Consider the following 17,221-nt stretch of genomic DNA (forward strand, 5'->3'; position numbering starts at 1 on the left):
CAATAAACCCGCGGTGATGGCGGGTTTATTATCGGCGGCGGGTTTACTGACCGGTCACGACAACCGCACTCGCGGCACGTTTTGCCACTTCAATGGCGGTGTCAATATCATCAGCTACTGCCAGTGCCACACCTAAACGCCGTTTACCGGCAATCTCGGGTTTACCAAATAAACGAATCTGTGTGTCACCCTGCAACGCGGCTTCCAATCCATGGTAAGCAATGTTGTGGCTAGTTAATTCGGGCAGGATAACCGCCGATGCGGCCGCACCATATTGACGGATAGTGCCAATCGGCAAAGCCAAAAATGCCCGCACATGCAACGCGAACTCAGACATATTCTGCGAAATTAATGTCACCATCCCGGTATCGTGTGGGCGCGGTGACACTTCGCTAAAAATAACTTCGTCACCGCACACAAACAATTCCACGCCAAACAATCCATAGCCGCCCAGTGCTGTTACCACTTGGGAAGCCATCTGTTTAGCGCGCGCCAGCGCAATATCACTCATCATTTGTGGTTGCCAGGATTCTCGGTAATCGCCATCTTCCTGACGATGACCAATCGGGGCACAGAAGTGAACGCCATCGACGGCACTGATGGTCAGCAAAGTAATTTCAAAATCAAAGCGCACCAGCCCCTCGACAATCACTTTACCGCCGCCAGCACGGCCACCTTGCTGCGCGTAATCCCACGCGGCCTGCAGTTGTTCTTCATGGCGGATCAGGCTCTGGCCTTTACCGGAAGAGCTCATCACCGGTTTGACAATACACGGGTAGCCAATTTCACTCACCGCCTGGCGAAATTCGTGCTCGGTGTGGGCAAAACGATAGCTGGAAGTCGGTAATTGCAGGGTTTCGGCCGCCAAACGGCGGATACCTTCGCGGTTCATGGTCAAGCGAGTGGCTTGTGCGCAGGGCACCACTTTCTGGCCTATATTCTCTAACTCAACCAGCATATCAGTGGCGATAGCTTCAATTTCTGGCACGATATAATGCGGTTTTTCCTGTTCGACTAACTGCTTAAGTGCTGTGCCATCCAGCATGTTAATAACATGGCTACGATGAGCAACATGCATCGCGGGTGCATCGGCGTAGCGGTCAACGGCAATCACTTCCAGCCCCAGCCTCTGGCATTCAATCGCCACTTCTTTACCCAGCTCTCCAGAGCCAAGCAACATGACACGGGTGGCATTGGGGCGCAGGGCGGTTCCAATAGTCAGCATAGTTAGGTACCTACATCAGTGGAAAAGTTACACAGTCATTTGACGCGAGATGAATTTTACGGGCCTGAGTATACGGCAAAATGGCGACGAAAACGATTGCGTGGCGACACCAAAGCCGAGAATCACGCCATTTTCGCGGTATTGATGCGGTATAGTTCCGGGAATGGCGCTATCTCTGGTATTATCGCGCCAAAATCTTGCGCTCGCCGTCAGGCCATCGCTGTCATTCCATCCAGTTATAAGAGTTACTGCCGTGAGCACAACGTCCTTTTCTTCCCTGACACTGCCTGCTGAGCAGCTGTCCAATCTTAATGAACTTGGCTATACCGAGATGACTCCGGTACAGGCCGCAGCACTGCCGGCCATCCTCAACGGGCAGGATGTCCGGGCAAAAGCTAAAACCGGCAGTGGCAAAACAGCGGCATTCGGCATTGGCTTGCTGGACAAAATTGCGGTGGGTGAGTTTGTGACCCAAGCTTTGGTGCTGTGCCCCACCCGAGAGTTGGCCGATCAGGTCAGCAAAGAGTTGCGCCGATTGGCGCGTTTTACTCAAAACATTAAAATCCTGACCTTGTGCGGCGGCCAACCTATGGGCCACCAGTTGGACTCTCTGGTGCATGCGCCCCACATTGTCGTTGGCACGCCGGGGCGTATTCAGGAGCATTTACGTAAGAAAACGTTGGCGCTGGATGAACTCAAAATTCTGGTGCTGGACGAAGCCGATCGCATGTTGGACATGGGCTTTACCGATGCTATTGATGATGTGATTGCCTACACCCCGCCACAACGCCAGACATTGCTGTTCTCCGCCACCTATCCGGCCGGTATTGAGCAAATTAGTGCGCGGGTTCAGCGCCAGCCAATAAATGTTGAAGTTGATGATGGTGATGAAGCCCCGGCGATTGAACAAGTCTTTATCGAAACCACCCGCGAAAAACGGTTACCCCTGTTGACCTCGGTGCTCAGTCACTATCAGCCCGCATCTTGTGTGGTGTTCTGTAACACTAAGAAAGATTGTCAGAGTGTTTATGAAACACTGGAATCCCGTGGCATTAGCGTGTTGGCCTTGCACGGGGACTTAGAGCAGCGTGACCGTGATCAGGTGCTGGTTCGTTTTGCCAATCGCAGCTGCCGGGTATTAGTCGCCACTGATGTTGCCGCCCGTGGTTTGGATATTAAAGATCTGGAATTGGTGGTCAATTTCGAATTGGCTTTTGACCCCGAAGTTCATGTGCACCGCATTGGCCGCACTGGGCGGGCAGGGATGAGCGGCCTTGCCGTGAGCCTGTGTACCCCGCAGGAAATGACCCGCGCTCATGCTATTGAAGATTATCTGCAAATCAAACTGAAATGGACGCCAGCCGAGCAGGTAAGCCGCAGTGCCAATGCATTGCTAGAACCCGAAATGGTGACGTTGTGCATTGATGGTGGGCGTAAAGCTAAAATCCGTCCCGGCGATATACTTGGCGCTTTAACCGGGGATGCCGGCCTGACTGCCGCGGATGTGGGTAAGATAGATATGTTTCCGGTCCATGCTTATGTCGCTATCCGCAAAGCGAGTGCAAAACGAGCACTGCAACAGTTACAGCAAGGCAAGCTCAAAGGCAAAAACTGCAAAGCCCGTTTATTAAAATAATCACAGTGAAGGGCGATGGCGGTTGCATCGCCCCAACACATCACATTATACTGTGTTTATGTACAGTTATCGGTAAGTGAAGAGGACGCGTAGCAATGGCCGTTGAAATAAAATTCGTCGTGGTAAGACAGGGTGAGGAAAAAATGACTTTCACAACCAAAAAAGAAGCCGATGCCTACGATAAAATGCTGGATTTGGCGGACAACTTGTCGGAGTGGTTGTCACAGTCACCTTTAACACTTGAAGAAGATCAACGCGAGGCCCTGAGTTTCTTCCTGGCAGAGAACAAAGATGCATTAGGGCAAATTTTGCGTGGCGCTAACCCGGCGGCATCCGCCGATGGGCAGCCCAAAGCAAAAGTAGAAAAAATTGCGCCAGAGAAAAAAGCCAAACTTGAAGAGAATCAAGCTGCTTAATCGGTCTGATTGCGGCAGAAAGTGAAAAAGGATCTAAAATGAATCGTGAAATCACCTTCTTTCGCCGGTTTGAGGCGGATATTCTGGCCTATCGTAAGACGATAACCATCCGCGATAGCCGCGAATCCGACTTTCGCCCAGGGGAAATCCTGCGCGTATGCCGTTATGAAGATGGCGTATTTTTCTGCAATATTTTGGTCAAATCCGTCACCCCAGTCACATTGCCTACACTGACGGAGCGCCACGCTGAGCAAGAAAATATGTCGTTGGATGAACTGAAAAAAGTGATTAAGGACATCTATCCGGGGCTGGAACAGTTCTACGTGATTGAATTTACTCGGTGTTAATTAAGTAGCATTAACACTTTAATGCTATGGCGCGACTCACTCTGTAACCTACCTTTCAATCATTGTTCCGGCCTAAGATAGAAATAATAATATCTGGAGGAATGATGAGAAAAACTGGACTCGCCTTGATAGTATTCACCGCATTGGCTGGTGTCATCAGTAGTGTACAGGCTGAGGAGCCGCGGGTCGCAAAAGTCCCGACTTGTACTGGGCTAAATCAATCTCAAGTCGCGACTCAAGTTAAACGGGATTTTCTACAAAACCGTATAACGCGGTGGGAAACGGATAAAAAACTGTTGGGCACAGACAGCCCAGTGGTGTGGATTAGTGCGGCAGACATTACCGGCAAGGATGATGTCTGGCAGGTTCCTTTGACCGCTCGTGGCGGTAAAGGCGATAAAACGTATCAGGTTGTACTCGACTGCAAAGCTGGCACTATCACCTACACGCTGCGCACCTAAAGCTGGCCGCTGGAATTAACGTCGTCATGCCCAAACAGGTGCTGGTGCGAACATAGCCCGCATCTGTTTATTATCTTTTTTATCATTGAATTAGCCCCCACAGACTAAATTACAGATATGTGCTGCTGCTTGGCATCTAGCGGTAATCGTGTCACTCTCGCGGTAACGAACATAGATGGATACTTCAACTAATGACCATACCTCCCAAGGCAGCTAAACGCCCTTATCCGATGACGATGCACGGCGATGTTCGTACCGATGATTATTATTGGCTACGTGATGATGAGCGTACTGACGCTGATGTGCTGAACTACTTGCAAGCTGAGAATGATTTCACCGAAACGGTATTGAAACCACAGCAGTCACTACGTGAAACTTTGTATCAGGAGATGGTTTCCCGCATTCCGCCGCAAGAAGAATCGGTTCCCTATACCCGCAATGGCTACCGCTATCAAACACGTTTTGAGCCGGGCAATGAGTATGCCATTTATGTGCGCCAGCCAGTTTGGGCGGATAGCAGTTGGGAAACATTATTGGATGGTAATCAACGTGCGGTGGACAGTGAGTTTTATACTTTGGGGGACTTGGATGTTAGCCCTGATAATCAATTGTTGGCGGTGGCTGAAGATTTTTTATCACGGCGTCAATATGACATTCGCATCAAGCAGTTACACAATGATACTTGGCACCAGGAAGTCATCAGCAACACGTCGGGTAGCTTTGAGTGGTCTAATGATTCAAAAACGCTATATTATGTGCGTAAGCATGAAAAAACCTTATTGCCATATCAGGTTTATCGCCATGTAGTGGGCACTGACCCGGCATCAGACCAACTGATTTATCAGGAAACCGATGACACTTTCTATGTCGGTTTGGAAAAAACCACGTCTGAGCACTTTATTGTTATCCATTTGAGCAGCACCACAACATCTGAAATTTTACTGTTGGATGCTGACCAACTCGAACCGGCCCCACAAAGGTTTGCGCCGCGCCGCAAAGACCATGAATACGGTTTGGATCACTATAAACAGCATTTTTATTTACGTTCAAATAAAGATGGGAAGAATTTTGGTCTGTACAAAATCGCTGAATTAGGTAAAGCGCCAACTGATTTCGCTGATGAATCGCAGTGGCAATCATTAATAGCGCCAAGAACGGATGTGATGTTGGAAGGGTTCAGCTTATTCCGTGACTGGTTGGTGGTGGAAGAACGCAGTGAAGGACTGACGCATTTACGGCAGATTCACTGGGCAAATGGTGAAGAGAAATCGATTACTTTTGATGACCCTACCTATGTCACTTGGCTGGCATACAATCCGGAGCCGGAAACTGAATTACTGCGTTATGGTTATTCATCAATGACCACGCCAAGTTCTATGTATGAACTGAATATGGATACCGGGGTTCGTCAGTTGCTCAAGCAGCAGGAAGTGAAGAATTTCACGCCAGAAAATTATCGCAGTGAGCGGATTTGGGTTACAGCATCGGACGGTGTCAAAGTACCGGTTTCATTGGTTTATCACCGCGAGCATTTTGTCTCTGGCAGCAACCCGCTGTTGGTCTACGGCTACGGCTCTTATGGCAGCAGTATGGACCCGGCATTCAGTGGTAGCCGCTTAAGTCTGCTGGATCGTGGCTTTGTTTTTGCCCTGGCGCACATTCGTGGTGGTGGGGAGTTAGGGCAACAATGGTATGAAGATGGCAAGTTGCTCAATAAGTTAAATACATTTAATGACTTTATTGATGTTACCAAAGCATTAATCACCAAGGGTTATGGTGATGCTAATCGCGTTTTTGCTATGGGTGGGAGTGCCGGCGGCTTGCTGGTGGGGGCCGTGATCAATCAAGCTCCTGAATTATACAAAGGCGTTGTGGCGCAGGTGCCATTTGTTGATGTGGTCACTACTATGCTGGATGAGTCCATCCCTCTGACGACGGGCGAGTATGATGAATGGGGCAATCCGAATGATAAAACCTATTATGATTACATCAAGCAATACAGCCCATACGATCAGGTCAAAGCTCAGGATTACCCGCATATGCTGGTGACCACCGGTTTACACGACTCTCAGGTTCAATATTGGGAACCGGCAAAGTGGGTCGCCAAACTGCGGGAGATGAAAACTGATGACCACCAACTATTGCTTTATACCGATATGGATTCGGGCCATGGCGGCAAATCAGGGCGCTTTAAAGCTTATGAAGATATCGCCTTAGAATATGCTTTTATTCTCTCTTTGGCGTGATTCAACAAAACAAATTACGCCAGATAATAAGTCAGGGTATGGCGCATGTCTGGCGTAAGGTCAGTGATTGAGGATAGCATCCAACGCAGGTAGTCTGGGTCTTGTCGGGCTATCTGTTCAATACTTTTCCCCCGATATTTTCCGAACTTAAATGTCTGCAATAGCAATGGTTGCTGCGTTATTTCCACCATTTGTTCAGCACTCCAACCTGAGTCGCCTATGATGCGTTGCAACAGCGCTGCGGTGACATAGCAATCATATAAAGCACGATGTGGATAAAGCCCCGCTGGCACTGAAACATTCAGGCGTAAAGCGTAACGCAGATATTGATTACTGTGCTTTATATCGGGATACAGCAGGCGGGCGAGTTTTAATGTACAAATCCATTGGCCGCCCATCTCGGGTAATACGCCGCGGTCAAAGGGGGCATTATGGGCCACATAATAAGGGCTATCCTGATATTTTCTTACTGCGACGGCAATTCGCGGTTTACCTTCCACCATTTCTTCAGTGATATGGTGAATCACCATCGCATCAATACTGATAGGCCGGTCCGGGCTAACCAGGTCACTCATAGGGTTGCTCAATACTCCGTCAACTATATCGACGGAGGCTATCTCGACTATGCCACCCTCTAAGCCACAAGTTTCAGTATCGATGACACGAAAATACATTCTCTCCCCCTGTAATGCTTAAATATTAGCCACAAAAAACCCGCCTATCGTGGCGGGTTGGCTGACGAGACGAAAAAACCGTTATTCTGCGCTAGAAGAAGATGACTTTTTAGCGCGTTTCTCAGCTTTTTTCTCAGCTGGTGTTTTTAGTGGCTTTTTCTTCGCGTTCTTTTTGCTGTCCATTCCCTTACTCATGGCTTGCCTCTCTTTACCTTCGGTTAGGTTGGTACGCCCACCTATTAACCACCTAATCAAGGTGAGTTGCAAGAGAAGAAAGCAGCGATATAATTAATCCATTGTTTAGTAAGAATATTATTAAATATCTGTTTCTCTTGTTACTGTCTGTCGTTAGTTATATTGTGCTATAACACCTGAAATATAATTAAGTTATGCTGTATTTATCACCTATTGGTGGAATTAATGGGCTGATTGGCGTAAATGTAATGTTTTATCGTTGACCCTGCGGGCGGTATAGGCTTTGATAACTCAAGTGTCTTAACAAACATGGAAAAATAATGGAACAATTACGTGGGCTTTATCCAGCGTATGAACCTTACGACAGTGGTTTATTAGACACGGGTGATGGTCATCAAATTTACTGGGAACTCTGTGGTAATCCTGAGGGTAAACCCGCGGTATTTATCCATGGTGGCCCTGGGGGCGGGATCGCGCCTTATCACCGGCAGCTTTTCAATCCAACGAAATACAAAGTATTACTGTTTGATCAACGTGGGTGCGGGCGCTCAAAGCCCCATGCCAGCCTAGATAATAATACCACCTGGCATTTAGTCGAGGATATCGAACGGCTGCGTAAGATGGCAGGGATCGATAAGTGGTTGATATTTGGTGGCTCATGGGGCTCGACACTGGCACTGGCTTATGGCGAAACCCATCCCGAACGGGTTAGTGAGATGGTTTTGCGCGGCATATTCACGCTGCGCAAAAAAGAGTTGGATTGGTATTATCAGGACGGTGCTTCGCGTTTCTTCCCGGATAAATGGCAGCGCGTGTTATCCATTTTGTCGCCAGAGGAGCAAAGTGATGTCACCGCGGCATACCGCAAGCGGCTGACCTCACCTGATAAGGCCGTTCAATTGGCTGCCGCTAAAATTTGGAGCCTGTGGGAGGGTGAAACTGTCACTCTGTTACCCACCAAGAGTGCGGCCTCTTTTGGTGAAGATGACTTCGCTCTGGCATTCGCCCGCATTGAAAATCACTATTTTACCCACTTAGGTTTTTTGGATAGTGATAACCAACTGCTCGATAACGTCACACGAATCCGCCATATTCCGGCGGTAATTATTCATGGCCGATATGACATGGCTTGTCAGCCACAGAATGCTTGGGATTTGGCCAAAGCATGGCCGAAAGCCGAGTTACATATTGTCGAAGGTGCTGGGCATTCATTTGATGAGCCCGGAATTTTGCACCAGTTGATTCTTGCGACTGATAAATTTGCCCGCAAGGCCTAGTCGTTGTCGCGGATAAACTCCCGCAGATCTGTTGCGGGAGTCTTTTGTTTAAGACTTCATTTTGGGCTCATACGGCAAGCGTGAGAATTTATTCGATTCACTACGATAGTGTGCCAGCCGCTGTAAAAAGTACTCACGTAGCTCATCCGGTTGTTCTCGTGCAACCATTTCAGGGATCACCGGCATATTGTAGCGCTCCTTAAATGCCACACCTGAGGCGGCCAGATCAACATTCATTTTTGCTGTTTCTTCGTCAGAAAGCTCAGTCAGGTTATATCCCACAGTCTTCTCCTTCGTGGCGTGTGGCGGTTATGGCGCAAAAGGTAATGTAGACGGCTGCGATTGGCAAGCAGTAGGCAGGGATTGTCAACCATGGCTATGTCTAAATTATGACACAGAAATAATATTCATCTTCAGGTGAAGTATGTATTTTAATTAAATTAATCCTCAAATAAGAATCATTCTTTTTAGTATTTGCTCGGTAATGATAATGATTATTATAATAATTAAAAAATAAGATAAAATTTATTTTATCGTTTAATATCAATGCATTAAATTATTTATCTTCTTTTGTGGAATATTAATGTGAATAGGGTGTTCTTATTTTGTTTTTATCTTGGCATAATACAAAAAGTTAATTGTTGCTTACCTGCATTATAAAAATTAGGGAGTTATTATGTTGAAAACAGAAATGGCACAGAAGCTCAATGAGCAGCTGAATTTGGAATTTTACTCTGCCAATCTTTATCTGCAGATGAGTGCTTGGTGCAGCGATAAAGGTTTTGAAGGGGCCGCGGCATTTTTAAAAGAGCATTCTCAAGAAGAGATGCAACATATGCAGCGTTTGTTTGAATATCTCAGTGGCACAGGTTCTATGCCGGTATTGGGTACTATTAGTGCGCCACCGGTCGATTTTGCCTCACTGGCTGATGTATTTAAACTAACCTATGAGCATGAGCAACTCATCACGACTCAAATTAATGAACTGGCCCATGTTGCAATCACCACGCACGATTATTCGACATTCAATTTCTTGCAATGGTATGTAGCTGAGCAGCACGAAGAAGAAAAACTGTTCAAATCTATTCTGGATAAACTGGCGCTGGTCGGTAACAGTGGCAATTCATTGTTCTTCGTCGATAAAGATTTGAAAACAATGGCAGCGCAAAGTCACGTCCAGGGTTAATTTTGGCTTTGATTTATCATCGCCGCAGTTGCTAGCCACCACTGAGTGGAACCAGGAACTGCGGCTTTTTACTGTATCTCCGCCATGCTTACCCGAACAATCTCCCTTAATTTTATTGTTTTTGTGCTAACTGCATATTGTTTAGCTATCGTTGCTAGACTTGCTATATTCAAATCGTTATCATTTGCAATTACGAATAGAAGAGTAGGCTAAGCTGAATTACTGCTCAGCTATTGGTTGTATTTCAATCGCCACTCATAATTTGGCGTTTTATTTTGTGTCCTATCTCGCAGGTAGTGCAATTGACTGGAAGTGATAGGGGTTCGCGCTGCCAATATAGGATATGGTTGGCAGTAGATTGATTCTTCTCCCCCATCGATTAAGGGATATTATGTTTATTCGCAAAGTACGTTCTTCTTGCCGCATGCTCTCAGCACTTATTGTGCTGTTTGTTGGATTATCCAGCCAGCAAGCCTTGGCTCATGCTCATTTGAAAATCGAATCACCGGCTGCTGACACCACCATCGGTTCCGCACCAGAAGCTCTGACACTGGGTTTCTCCGAAGGAATTGAATTGAATTTCAGTGGGGTGAAAGTGATAGGGCCAGATAATAATGTAGTGAAAACGGGCCTGCTTAAATTGGACCCGGTCAATAATACGCAATTGATTCTGCCAATTGATCATGCACTAGAAGCGGGCAAATATAATGTTTCATGGCATGTTGTGTCTGTTGATGGTCATAAAACCAAAGGCACCTACAGCTTCACAGTGAAATAATATGTCTCTGGCGACACTATTTGTTCTATGTCGCTTTCTGCATTTTTTGGCGGTGATGCTGATGTTTGGCATCAGTATCTTCACCGCCTTGCTAGCTCCAGTTCGTTTTTCTGCAATACTTAAAAATCGTTTATCACCCTTACTTATCCTTAGCACCTTTTTGGCGCTCGCCTCTGCTATCGGACTTCTCGCCATTCAGGCGGGGATGATGGGCGATGGTTGGTCTGATACCTATAGATTGAGTGTCTGGTGGGCGGTATTTAATACCCGTTTTGGTCAGGTATGGCAATGGCATCTCGGTCTATCAATTTTGAGCACATGGCTGGTTTTACTCACCTCCAGCCGCGTTTATTCGTGCTTAATGGCTGGATTATCAACACTATTACTGGCCAGCTTGGCTTTTACCGGCCATGCGGCGATGCATGATGGTGCACTGGGATGGATTCATAAAATAAATCAAATCATACACTTGCTCAGTTCTGGCTATTGGGTGGGATGTCTGGCTCCACTTTTAATTTGTCTGGCATATACCCGGAATAGTGATGTCAAACGCGAAGCTATCACTACGCTGATTCGTTTTTCAACCTGGGGGCATTTGGCGGTAGCTTTAGTGTTAGCAACCGGTGTTATCAACAGTATCATTATGCTACGTGAGACCCCGCTGGTGCTGACTTCTGCTTATCAGATACTCTTACTGAGCAAAGTTATCCTAGTGTTATTAATGATCTTTGTGGCACTGATTAACCGCTACCTCATTGTGCCAATGCTGCGGCAATTGCCGACGAAGGCCCACGACTGGCTAGTGATAAACAGCTGTGCCGAAATTATCCTTGGCGCGGGGGTACTACTGTTGGTGAGTGTTTTTGCAACTATGGCCCCAGTATAGCGCGAAATTAGACTTAACAGAGAGTGCCAGAGCGCTTGCATCAGCGCCTCAGTATGAGAGAAAATCAAAATAATCAGTTAATTAAAGGTAATTATGATGAAGGGTTTTGTGCTGACATTATCGCTATTTATGTTATCAGTTAACGCTATTGCTGCCGGTCAGATTATTACGGTCAGTAAGTTTGAATTTGGTAAGCAATGGGCATTTAATCGCGAAGAAGTGATGCTGGAATGCCGTACAGGTGGTGCTTTATTTGTGATAAATCCGAGTACATTGGTGCAATACCCGCTAAATGACACGGCAACAGAACAGATGAAATCTGGTCATGTTCTGGCAAAACCGTTAGATGTTTTGTTATTGGATGATAAGGATAGAGCGGGCCAAAAGATGAGTCTGGAACCTTTCCAACAACGTGCCATGACATTGTGCCAAAAATAGTTGATGTCCTGGCACTTATGAGTATTAGTCTATATTTAACAAATAATTACCATGGTAAAAGTGAAAACTGATTTTCTATCATCCAAATTAGTTTGCAACCGTTACTAATTACTTATATTGCTAAGTTGGCGAAACACATGTACTCGACTACGCTTAAGGAGTACGGCTGAATAAGCCTACGTTAATGCCAACTTTTAGCGCACGGCTCTCTCCCAAGAGCCATTTCCCTAGACCGAATATAGGAATCGTATTCGGTCTTTTTTTAACTTATTGATTTTAAAGGTGAATCTTGTGGTTTATCGAAATTTATCGAAATTTTATCGAAATCTGATATTCGGTCTTTTATAGCATCACGTATTCTTTCCCTCTCGTATCAAGATACTTGTTCGTCATCTTCTCCGATTTATGCCCCAGCAGTTTCATCGCAAATTCCTTACCTTTTTCCTTTTCATATAATCGTCCGGCTAGACTTCTGATCTCATGAAAAGTTGGCGGACTCTCATCAAAACAAAAATCTGTTCCTTTTCTCGCCGTTACGAATTTCTTTGTCAGGCTGTCTGGATGTAGTGATCCATCAGGGCTATTTTTTCTGATGCCAGCACTTATCATAAAGTCTGTTTTACTGGCTAATTTACATTGTTCAATCACGGTGCTAAGGCGTAGGCCAACGGCTTTAAGTTCAAGATCTAAGGGCAGGGAGATCATGGCTCCTGTTTTGCCTTGGTCTATCTGTAATCTGCCATCAACAATCTGGTCAAAGCGCATCAGTGATAAATCTTCACGTCGTTGGCCCGTCACCAGTGCCAGATCCATTGATAGCCCAAACCACGCCGGTAATGTGTCAGCGACCTCACGAATAGCGAGATACTGATCCAGTTCCAGGCGCTCACGTTTCACCACCGGTTTAGCTGAGCGTGTCGGTGTCACTGGATTATTATCTATATGGCCCTCGACAATCGCCTCTCGGAAAATATCAGACAACACTGACCGCATAGTAGCGGCCATAGTTTTTTTGTCCTGTGCCACCCAAAACTCTAAAAACTCGGCAATATGGCGCGTGCTGATTTTAGCTAACACCCTGTTGCCCATTTTTTCGCTGATCATGGCTATTTGTCCCTTGCGAACTTTATAGGTGTTTTCGGCCAATTCCCGGCGCTTATAGATGACGTCATATCGTTTTAGCCATGCTGCCAGTGTGAACTCCTGCGTGCCTTTGAGCTTTTCTAGTATCGCGACAGGAGTGTAGTTTTGTTCAATGAAATTATTGGCTTCAATGGCTTGGGATATGGCGTCTCGCCGGGCAATTTTGCCGAGAGATAACTCCTTTCCAGTTAGCGGGTTGCGCCAATAGAAAGTTAGTTGAACACGCCTAAAGGTGAGGTTTTTGGGCAAATTAGCGTCATACTTTCCCGGCCTTTTTGCCATAACCCATCTTCTCCAATATTGGCGGTATCGTAGAATGTGAAATGTTCAGCGCTTTCGCCATTCTGTAGCTTTTGGGCTGTATATAAATGGCACCGGGCCGCACGCGATATTGTCTGCCGTGTTTTTCTGCTGCAGGGTAAAAGTTACCGTTTCTGGCCCAGCGTTGGAGTGTTTGAATCGTCGGCTTGTCAGTCGTATACGTTTCATCACACCATTCGGTTAATGTCATTAATTTAGCCATTGGTCATACCTCGATATGACCGGCCAGCATAGTAACGTGCTGACCGGTTCAGTTTTGATTTTTAAAAATCAGTTAGCGGACGGCTAACGAACGTTCGCCAGTTTCAAACTTGGCACCGGCAATCAATAGGCCCTCATTTAAGGCAGCTTTGATTTCATCGGCTTTTGGGGTGGTGATAATTTGCACCTGAGAAACGGAGTCGACATATTCATCAGGCAACAAATTCACATCGGTGATGACGAGTTTTTTTGTCCCTTTTCGGGCAGTGAAGGTATTGGACGCCGTTTTGATCGAGTCTTTACCGGCCTGAATCATGCATTCCAATATATATTTACGGTAGATTTCAGCCTGATTATCAAAACTTTTCTTGCGTGCACTCATCCGTTTGGCTTCGTTGGCACATATTTCTGCCTGACCCAGCGTGTTACGTACCAGTGCCATCAAGGCATCGAACTTATCTTCCAGCATGCCCTCAATGCCAGAGAGAGTGTCAGCGACCATTTCGGGGGTGAGTTCATCACCGCTATCGGCCATTTCCTGCAATTTTCGGTAATCAGTGGCTAATGATATGGCGCTTGTGCTCATGCTTTTTCTCCCTCAGTGACAAATTTTGCCAGGCACTCATCTTTGATTTGATTCAAACGGGTTAGACGGCCGGTGAGATATTTGACGTGTTCATCATCATGGGATGATTCGGCATTTTTGAGATGAACCCCGATGGTGCGTGTTAGTGAGGTGCTGATTTTTGTCACTTCATTCGCCGTGACTGCTGTTTTCATCGTCTCGGTATTGGCTTTGAATTTGTCGTCTAACTCTTTACGCAGACGAACCACATCATCAGCTTTAGTGCTGGCATTTTTAATACCAAACTCAATATTATTGTCGGCGGTGTATTCAGCATCATCAAACAGCCCCATAAATACATCAGCGCTGAAACCAAGCTGTGCTAATGCTTTGGTCGTGGCGTCCGTTAGGCTTTTTTTGCTGACTTCATCGTCACAAATGAAACCATTTGTACTCTGATAAATATGTTTGGTATGACCAAAAGCAGGGAAGCGGCCCCGACCTCCTGCGTATTGGTACCACAGTTCAATCCGCATAGTGTGGTTGGAGGTCCGTAGAATGGTGCCATCCCCATCACGCATGGGTTTACGCCCGATCTCTCGATTGTTGCTATCCAGAATCGACTCCATAAATGGGATGCCGGGTATAAATTCCTCACTGATAATATCCACGCCCCAGCCGCTACCAAAGGGGCCAAAGATTTCCGTGGCTCTCATTGTCTGATAGGTAGGATTGATGCTGGTCACAGAGCGAATGACTTTGCCATTTTTGGTCGTATCTTTGCGCTTGGTACGCGCGGGATCGGTGCGCTGTACTGATTTCCAGATACTTAAATTATCCTGAGACTCTTTTGGTAACTTAGAGATATCCTGATCGATCTGTGATGCCCGTTGTTGGAACTCATCTGCGGTAGGAGGCGGTGATTCTGGCTCTAGCTGCTCATTGGTATGGGTCTCGGCGTTAATGGTCGCCGTTTCATCATTAATGGCGCTATTGGCAGTGTCAGATGCATGATTTAGCTGTTCTGTTGCATCTTTTGGTACTTTTGTATCAGTTTTTGGTTTTTCGATTGTGCTGGTATTCGCCGCTGAATCGTTGGCTGCGCCGGTCAAGCCATCAACGCTGAATTTGCCATCGCCAAGGTTTGCTACTTTCACATCATCGGCTTTTATTACATCAAGCTGTAAACACTGATTGATATAGGCTTTCAGCTTGGCTGGGTCTTTATGAATATCTAATTCAGCACTGCGGATCATTGCAAACAGATCATCACGGGAAACCGCTAAAATGGCAGGGATAATCCGTAAAGCTGTTGACCAGCGCCGCCAAGCCTCATCACCTTTCTCTACTTTTTCTTTAGCGCCACGATAAATGGATGATGGCACTTCCCAAACATCATAATCACTGGGGAACAGGGCGCAGGCGACTTCAAGATCGAGAGAGGCGTAATCATGCTTATAATCGCGTTCACGATGACCCGCTGGCGTTGGCGATGAATTGGCTTGTTCATTAGCTTGACTGCCAGGGTGTTCCCGCTCATCCGGACGGGAGTTGATCCACTTTTCAGCAAACTTGTTAACGTCCGGCCATGATTTAAATACCGGAGTGTGGGCCTGAACATCATCAATGAGTTGTGCCAATGTAGTGATGTACATGTGCTTAACTTGTGGTAAGCGTGGCAAGCCATCAATAACTGCACGATATAACGGCTCTGATTCATCATCATTAATTAAATCGTATGCATTAGATAATAGATGGCTATCAACAATTTCAGGCTCTACGCCATATAATAAAACATATGCAATTCTTACGTTAATTGGTAAATCGAAGATGTTTTTAACATTGTCAATTTCATCAGTATTATCAACGACGATAGGTTCAAATTCTTTAGTTTCATCATTCCATTGATTATGTTCCATCCATTCAGTGCTGAATATGGCATTATCTTCAGCATCATCATGTACCGGAGGTCGAGGGGAACCCACACGATCAGCACAAACTTTAGGGGCAAAGAAATTACTACTTGATCCGGGGAATTCCCCTTCTAATAACATGGTGGATTTCATTGTTGCCATTTTTTGATTTTTGGCATCAACAGTAATCGCCATGGCTACAGCACCATTTGCCATAGCTGATTTTTTGGGTAGAAACCCACATACAAATAAGCTCATTGGTCATTCCTCGCTAATTATTTTTAATCTGATAATAACAATCGGTCAGTGCTATTAATTCATCTGTGGGTAATACATGATCTAACGACGTAGCGTCACATTTTTTAATTTTTTCTAAAGCCAGAGAAATTAAATCACGTACATCTACAATGCCGGATTCTATTAGATCTGAAACAGTGCCCATTATTGCGTCTGGACTCGCTCCAACTTCGACTAATGCGGGGGATTTAGCAGCATTAGCGATGACGATAGAATCAGCCAGGATTCTAAGTGTTGTCTTTTGCATAGAGATCTCGCTATAATTTCGGCGTCCAGTGGTGGAAGCCATTGGTCATACCTCGCTAGAGTCGGTTTGGTCGCTGACTCTGCCGTCACCGGGACGTTAAGCCGGTAAGATTGCCCACCTTGAGTGGGCTTTTTTACGTCTGTTTTAATGCCGGTTACGTTTTCGGCGTCGATATATCCACTTTAATGAGCTGAGTTTTACGACCGTTTCACTGGTGTTGGCTGCAATTATTAATGTCTGGATTGAGTGGTTAAATCATCAACAACACTTGATAACAAAGCAGCTAATAATAAGTTACGGACGTTGTTATTACCGAAGCTGAAATTGGCCTCAATGACTTCATCTTCGCCAATACCAATATAATGCTGAGCGGCGGCTTTAATTGCACAGCCCATACAGTGATAATCCCCTAAAGTTTCACCACTAGGCAAAACAATAGAAGCCAGCGGTAAATTAGCCTCTTTATTTTTAACGGCATAGCCGATTGCTTCATTTTCTGCGGATAACTGAGCAACGTCATTATGAAGTGGTTTAATAGATAATTTAATTTCTTTAAATTTCATTGGTCATACCTCGTTATTGTTGATGAATAATGGCATCGACTGGGTAGCAGTTGCCGTTGAATAACCTATTTTCGAAAATGACTTTTTCACATTCTTGTTGGGTGTCATAAACTTCATAGACAATATCTCTACAAATTTCATGAGCAGGGCATACCGATACAACTAAAGCGAATAATAGTTGCTCCATAAATTTCCTGAATATTAAA

General features: G+C 45.8%; 20 protein-coding genes. 10 read left to right on the top strand and 10 right to left on the bottom strand.

All coding sequences use genetic code 11. The features are described from left to right. Positions 1 to 43: 43 nt before the first annotated feature. Positions 44 to 1,225, bottom strand: a complete 1,182-nt coding sequence (gene purT / locus D5F51_RS06950) for a formate-dependent phosphoribosylglycinamide formyltransferase (protein ID WP_129195977.1) — start codon at positions 1,223 to 1,225, stop codon at positions 44 to 46. Positions 1,226 to 1,478: 253 nt separating this feature from the next. Here purT and dbpA point away from each other — a divergent pair, with 253 nt between their 5' ends. The 5 genes from dbpA to D5F51_RS06975 all read left to right on the top strand — a co-directional run bounded on the left by dbpA (position 1,479) and on the right by D5F51_RS06975 (position 6,331). Beyond that, a complete protein-coding gene (gene dbpA / locus D5F51_RS06955; protein ID WP_129195978.1) occupies positions 1,479 to 2,861 on the top strand; it encodes an ATP-dependent RNA helicase DbpA in 1,383 nt (460 codons plus the stop codon). 95 nt (positions 2,862 to 2,956) lie between these two features. Continuing rightward, the gene (locus D5F51_RS06960; RefSeq protein ID WP_129195979.1) at positions 2,957 to 3,277 is read left to right on the top strand and encodes a YebG family protein; all 321 of its coding nucleotides are present in this window, start codon (positions 2,957 to 2,959) and stop codon (positions 3,275 to 3,277) included. Between the two features lie 38 nt (positions 3,278 to 3,315). After that, a complete protein-coding gene (gene yqfB, locus D5F51_RS06965; RefSeq protein ID WP_025378532.1) occupies positions 3,316 to 3,624 on the top strand; it encodes a N(4)-acetylcytidine aminohydrolase in 309 nt (102 codons plus the stop codon). A gap of 104 nt (positions 3,625 to 3,728) precedes the next feature. Next, on the top strand, positions 3,729 to 4,085 hold the full coding sequence (gene yebF / locus D5F51_RS06970) for a protein YebF (protein ID WP_162301830.1): 357 nt from the start codon (positions 3,729 to 3,731) through the stop codon (positions 4,083 to 4,085). Between the two features lie 191 nt (positions 4,086 to 4,276). After that, positions 4,277 to 6,331 carry a S9 family peptidase gene (locus D5F51_RS06975; protein ID WP_129195981.1) on the top strand — a complete coding sequence of 685 codons (2,055 nt, stop codon included), beginning with the start codon at positions 4,277 to 4,279 and terminating at the stop codon, positions 6,329 to 6,331. Between the two features lie 14 nt (positions 6,332 to 6,345). On the opposite strand, the gene exoX is transcribed toward D5F51_RS06975, so the two are convergent. Further along, positions 6,346 to 7,005 carry an exodeoxyribonuclease X gene (gene exoX / locus D5F51_RS06980; protein ID WP_025378529.1) on the bottom strand — a complete coding sequence of 220 codons (660 nt, stop codon included), beginning with the start codon at positions 7,003 to 7,005 and terminating at the stop codon, positions 6,346 to 6,348. Between the two features lie 515 nt (positions 7,006 to 7,520). Between exoX and pip the strand changes: the two genes are divergently transcribed. Further along, on the top strand, positions 7,521 to 8,477 hold the full coding sequence (gene pip / locus D5F51_RS06985) for a prolyl aminopeptidase (RefSeq protein ID WP_129195982.1): 957 nt from the start codon (positions 7,521 to 7,523) through the stop codon (positions 8,475 to 8,477). A gap of 48 nt (positions 8,478 to 8,525) precedes the next feature. On the opposite strand, the gene D5F51_RS06990 is transcribed toward pip, so the two are convergent. Next, on the bottom strand, positions 8,526 to 8,759 hold the full coding sequence (locus D5F51_RS06990) for a DNA polymerase III subunit theta (RefSeq protein ID WP_025378527.1): 234 nt from the start codon (positions 8,757 to 8,759) through the stop codon (positions 8,526 to 8,528). Between the two features lie 394 nt (positions 8,760 to 9,153). Here D5F51_RS06990 and ftnA point away from each other — a divergent pair, with 394 nt between their 5' ends. From ftnA to D5F51_RS07010, 4 genes are all read left to right on the top strand, one after another. After that, positions 9,154 to 9,663 (top strand): non-heme ferritin, encoded by a 510-nt coding sequence (gene ftnA / locus D5F51_RS06995; protein ID WP_025378526.1) that lies wholly within the window; start codon positions 9,154 to 9,156, stop codon positions 9,661 to 9,663. A 391-nt stretch (positions 9,664 to 10,054) separates the two neighbouring features. Next, entirely contained in the window at positions 10,055 to 10,441 is a 387-nt protein-coding gene (gene yobA, locus D5F51_RS07000) for a CopC domain-containing protein YobA (RefSeq protein WP_129195983.1), read from the top strand. Between the two features lies 1 nt (position 10,442). Then, positions 10,443 to 11,327 (top strand): copper homeostasis membrane protein CopD, encoded by an 885-nt coding sequence (gene copD / locus D5F51_RS07005; RefSeq protein ID WP_129195984.1) that lies wholly within the window; start codon positions 10,443 to 10,445, stop codon positions 11,325 to 11,327. 96 nt (positions 11,328 to 11,423) lie between these two features. After that, positions 11,424 to 11,765, top strand: a complete 342-nt coding sequence (locus D5F51_RS07010) for a YebY family protein (protein ID WP_129199241.1) — start codon at positions 11,424 to 11,426, stop codon at positions 11,763 to 11,765. Positions 11,766 to 12,107: 342 nt separating this feature from the next. On the opposite strand, the gene D5F51_RS07015 is transcribed toward D5F51_RS07010, so the two are convergent. From D5F51_RS07015 to D5F51_RS07045, 7 genes are all read right to left on the bottom strand, one after another. Continuing rightward, a complete protein-coding gene (locus tag D5F51_RS07015; RefSeq protein ID WP_129195985.1) occupies positions 12,108 to 13,190 on the bottom strand; it encodes a tyrosine-type recombinase/integrase in 1,083 nt (360 codons plus the stop codon). Continuing rightward, positions 13,165 to 13,431, bottom strand: a complete 267-nt coding sequence (locus D5F51_RS07020; protein WP_025378521.1) for an excisionase — start codon at positions 13,429 to 13,431, stop codon at positions 13,165 to 13,167. Before D5F51_RS07020 ends, D5F51_RS07015 begins: the two co-directional genes overlap by 26 nt. Positions 13,432 to 13,503: 72 nt before the next feature. Continuing rightward, positions 13,504 to 14,016 carry a siphovirus Gp157 family protein gene (locus D5F51_RS07025; RefSeq protein ID WP_025378520.1) on the bottom strand — a complete coding sequence of 171 codons (513 nt, stop codon included), beginning with the start codon at positions 14,014 to 14,016 and terminating at the stop codon, positions 13,504 to 13,506. After that, positions 14,013 to 16,166 carry an exonuclease family protein gene (locus tag D5F51_RS07030; RefSeq protein WP_129195986.1) on the bottom strand — a complete coding sequence of 718 codons (2,154 nt, stop codon included), beginning with the start codon at positions 16,164 to 16,166 and terminating at the stop codon, positions 14,013 to 14,015. Before D5F51_RS07030 ends, D5F51_RS07025 begins: the two co-directional genes overlap by 4 nt. Before the next feature lie 13 nt (positions 16,167 to 16,179). Then, positions 16,180 to 16,494: a hypothetical protein gene (locus D5F51_RS07035; RefSeq protein ID WP_042546155.1), complete on the bottom strand. Its 315-nt coding sequence runs from the start codon at positions 16,492 to 16,494 to the stop codon at positions 16,180 to 16,182. A gap of 188 nt (positions 16,495 to 16,682) precedes the next feature. Next, positions 16,683 to 17,015, bottom strand: a complete 333-nt coding sequence (locus D5F51_RS07040) for a hypothetical protein (RefSeq protein WP_061111990.1) — start codon at positions 17,013 to 17,015, stop codon at positions 16,683 to 16,685. A 13-nt stretch (positions 17,016 to 17,028) separates the two neighbouring features. Continuing rightward, the gene (locus D5F51_RS07045; RefSeq protein ID WP_100273932.1) at positions 17,029 to 17,202 is read right to left on the bottom strand and encodes a DUF1482 family protein; all 174 of its coding nucleotides are present in this window, start codon (positions 17,200 to 17,202) and stop codon (positions 17,029 to 17,031) included. Positions 17,203 to 17,221 lie beyond the last annotated feature (19 nt).

The sequence above is a fragment of the Yersinia hibernica genome (genome assembly GCF_004124235.1).
In the GTDB taxonomy this organism is placed as follows: domain Bacteria; phylum Pseudomonadota; class Gammaproteobacteria; order Enterobacterales; family Enterobacteriaceae; genus Yersinia; species Yersinia hibernica.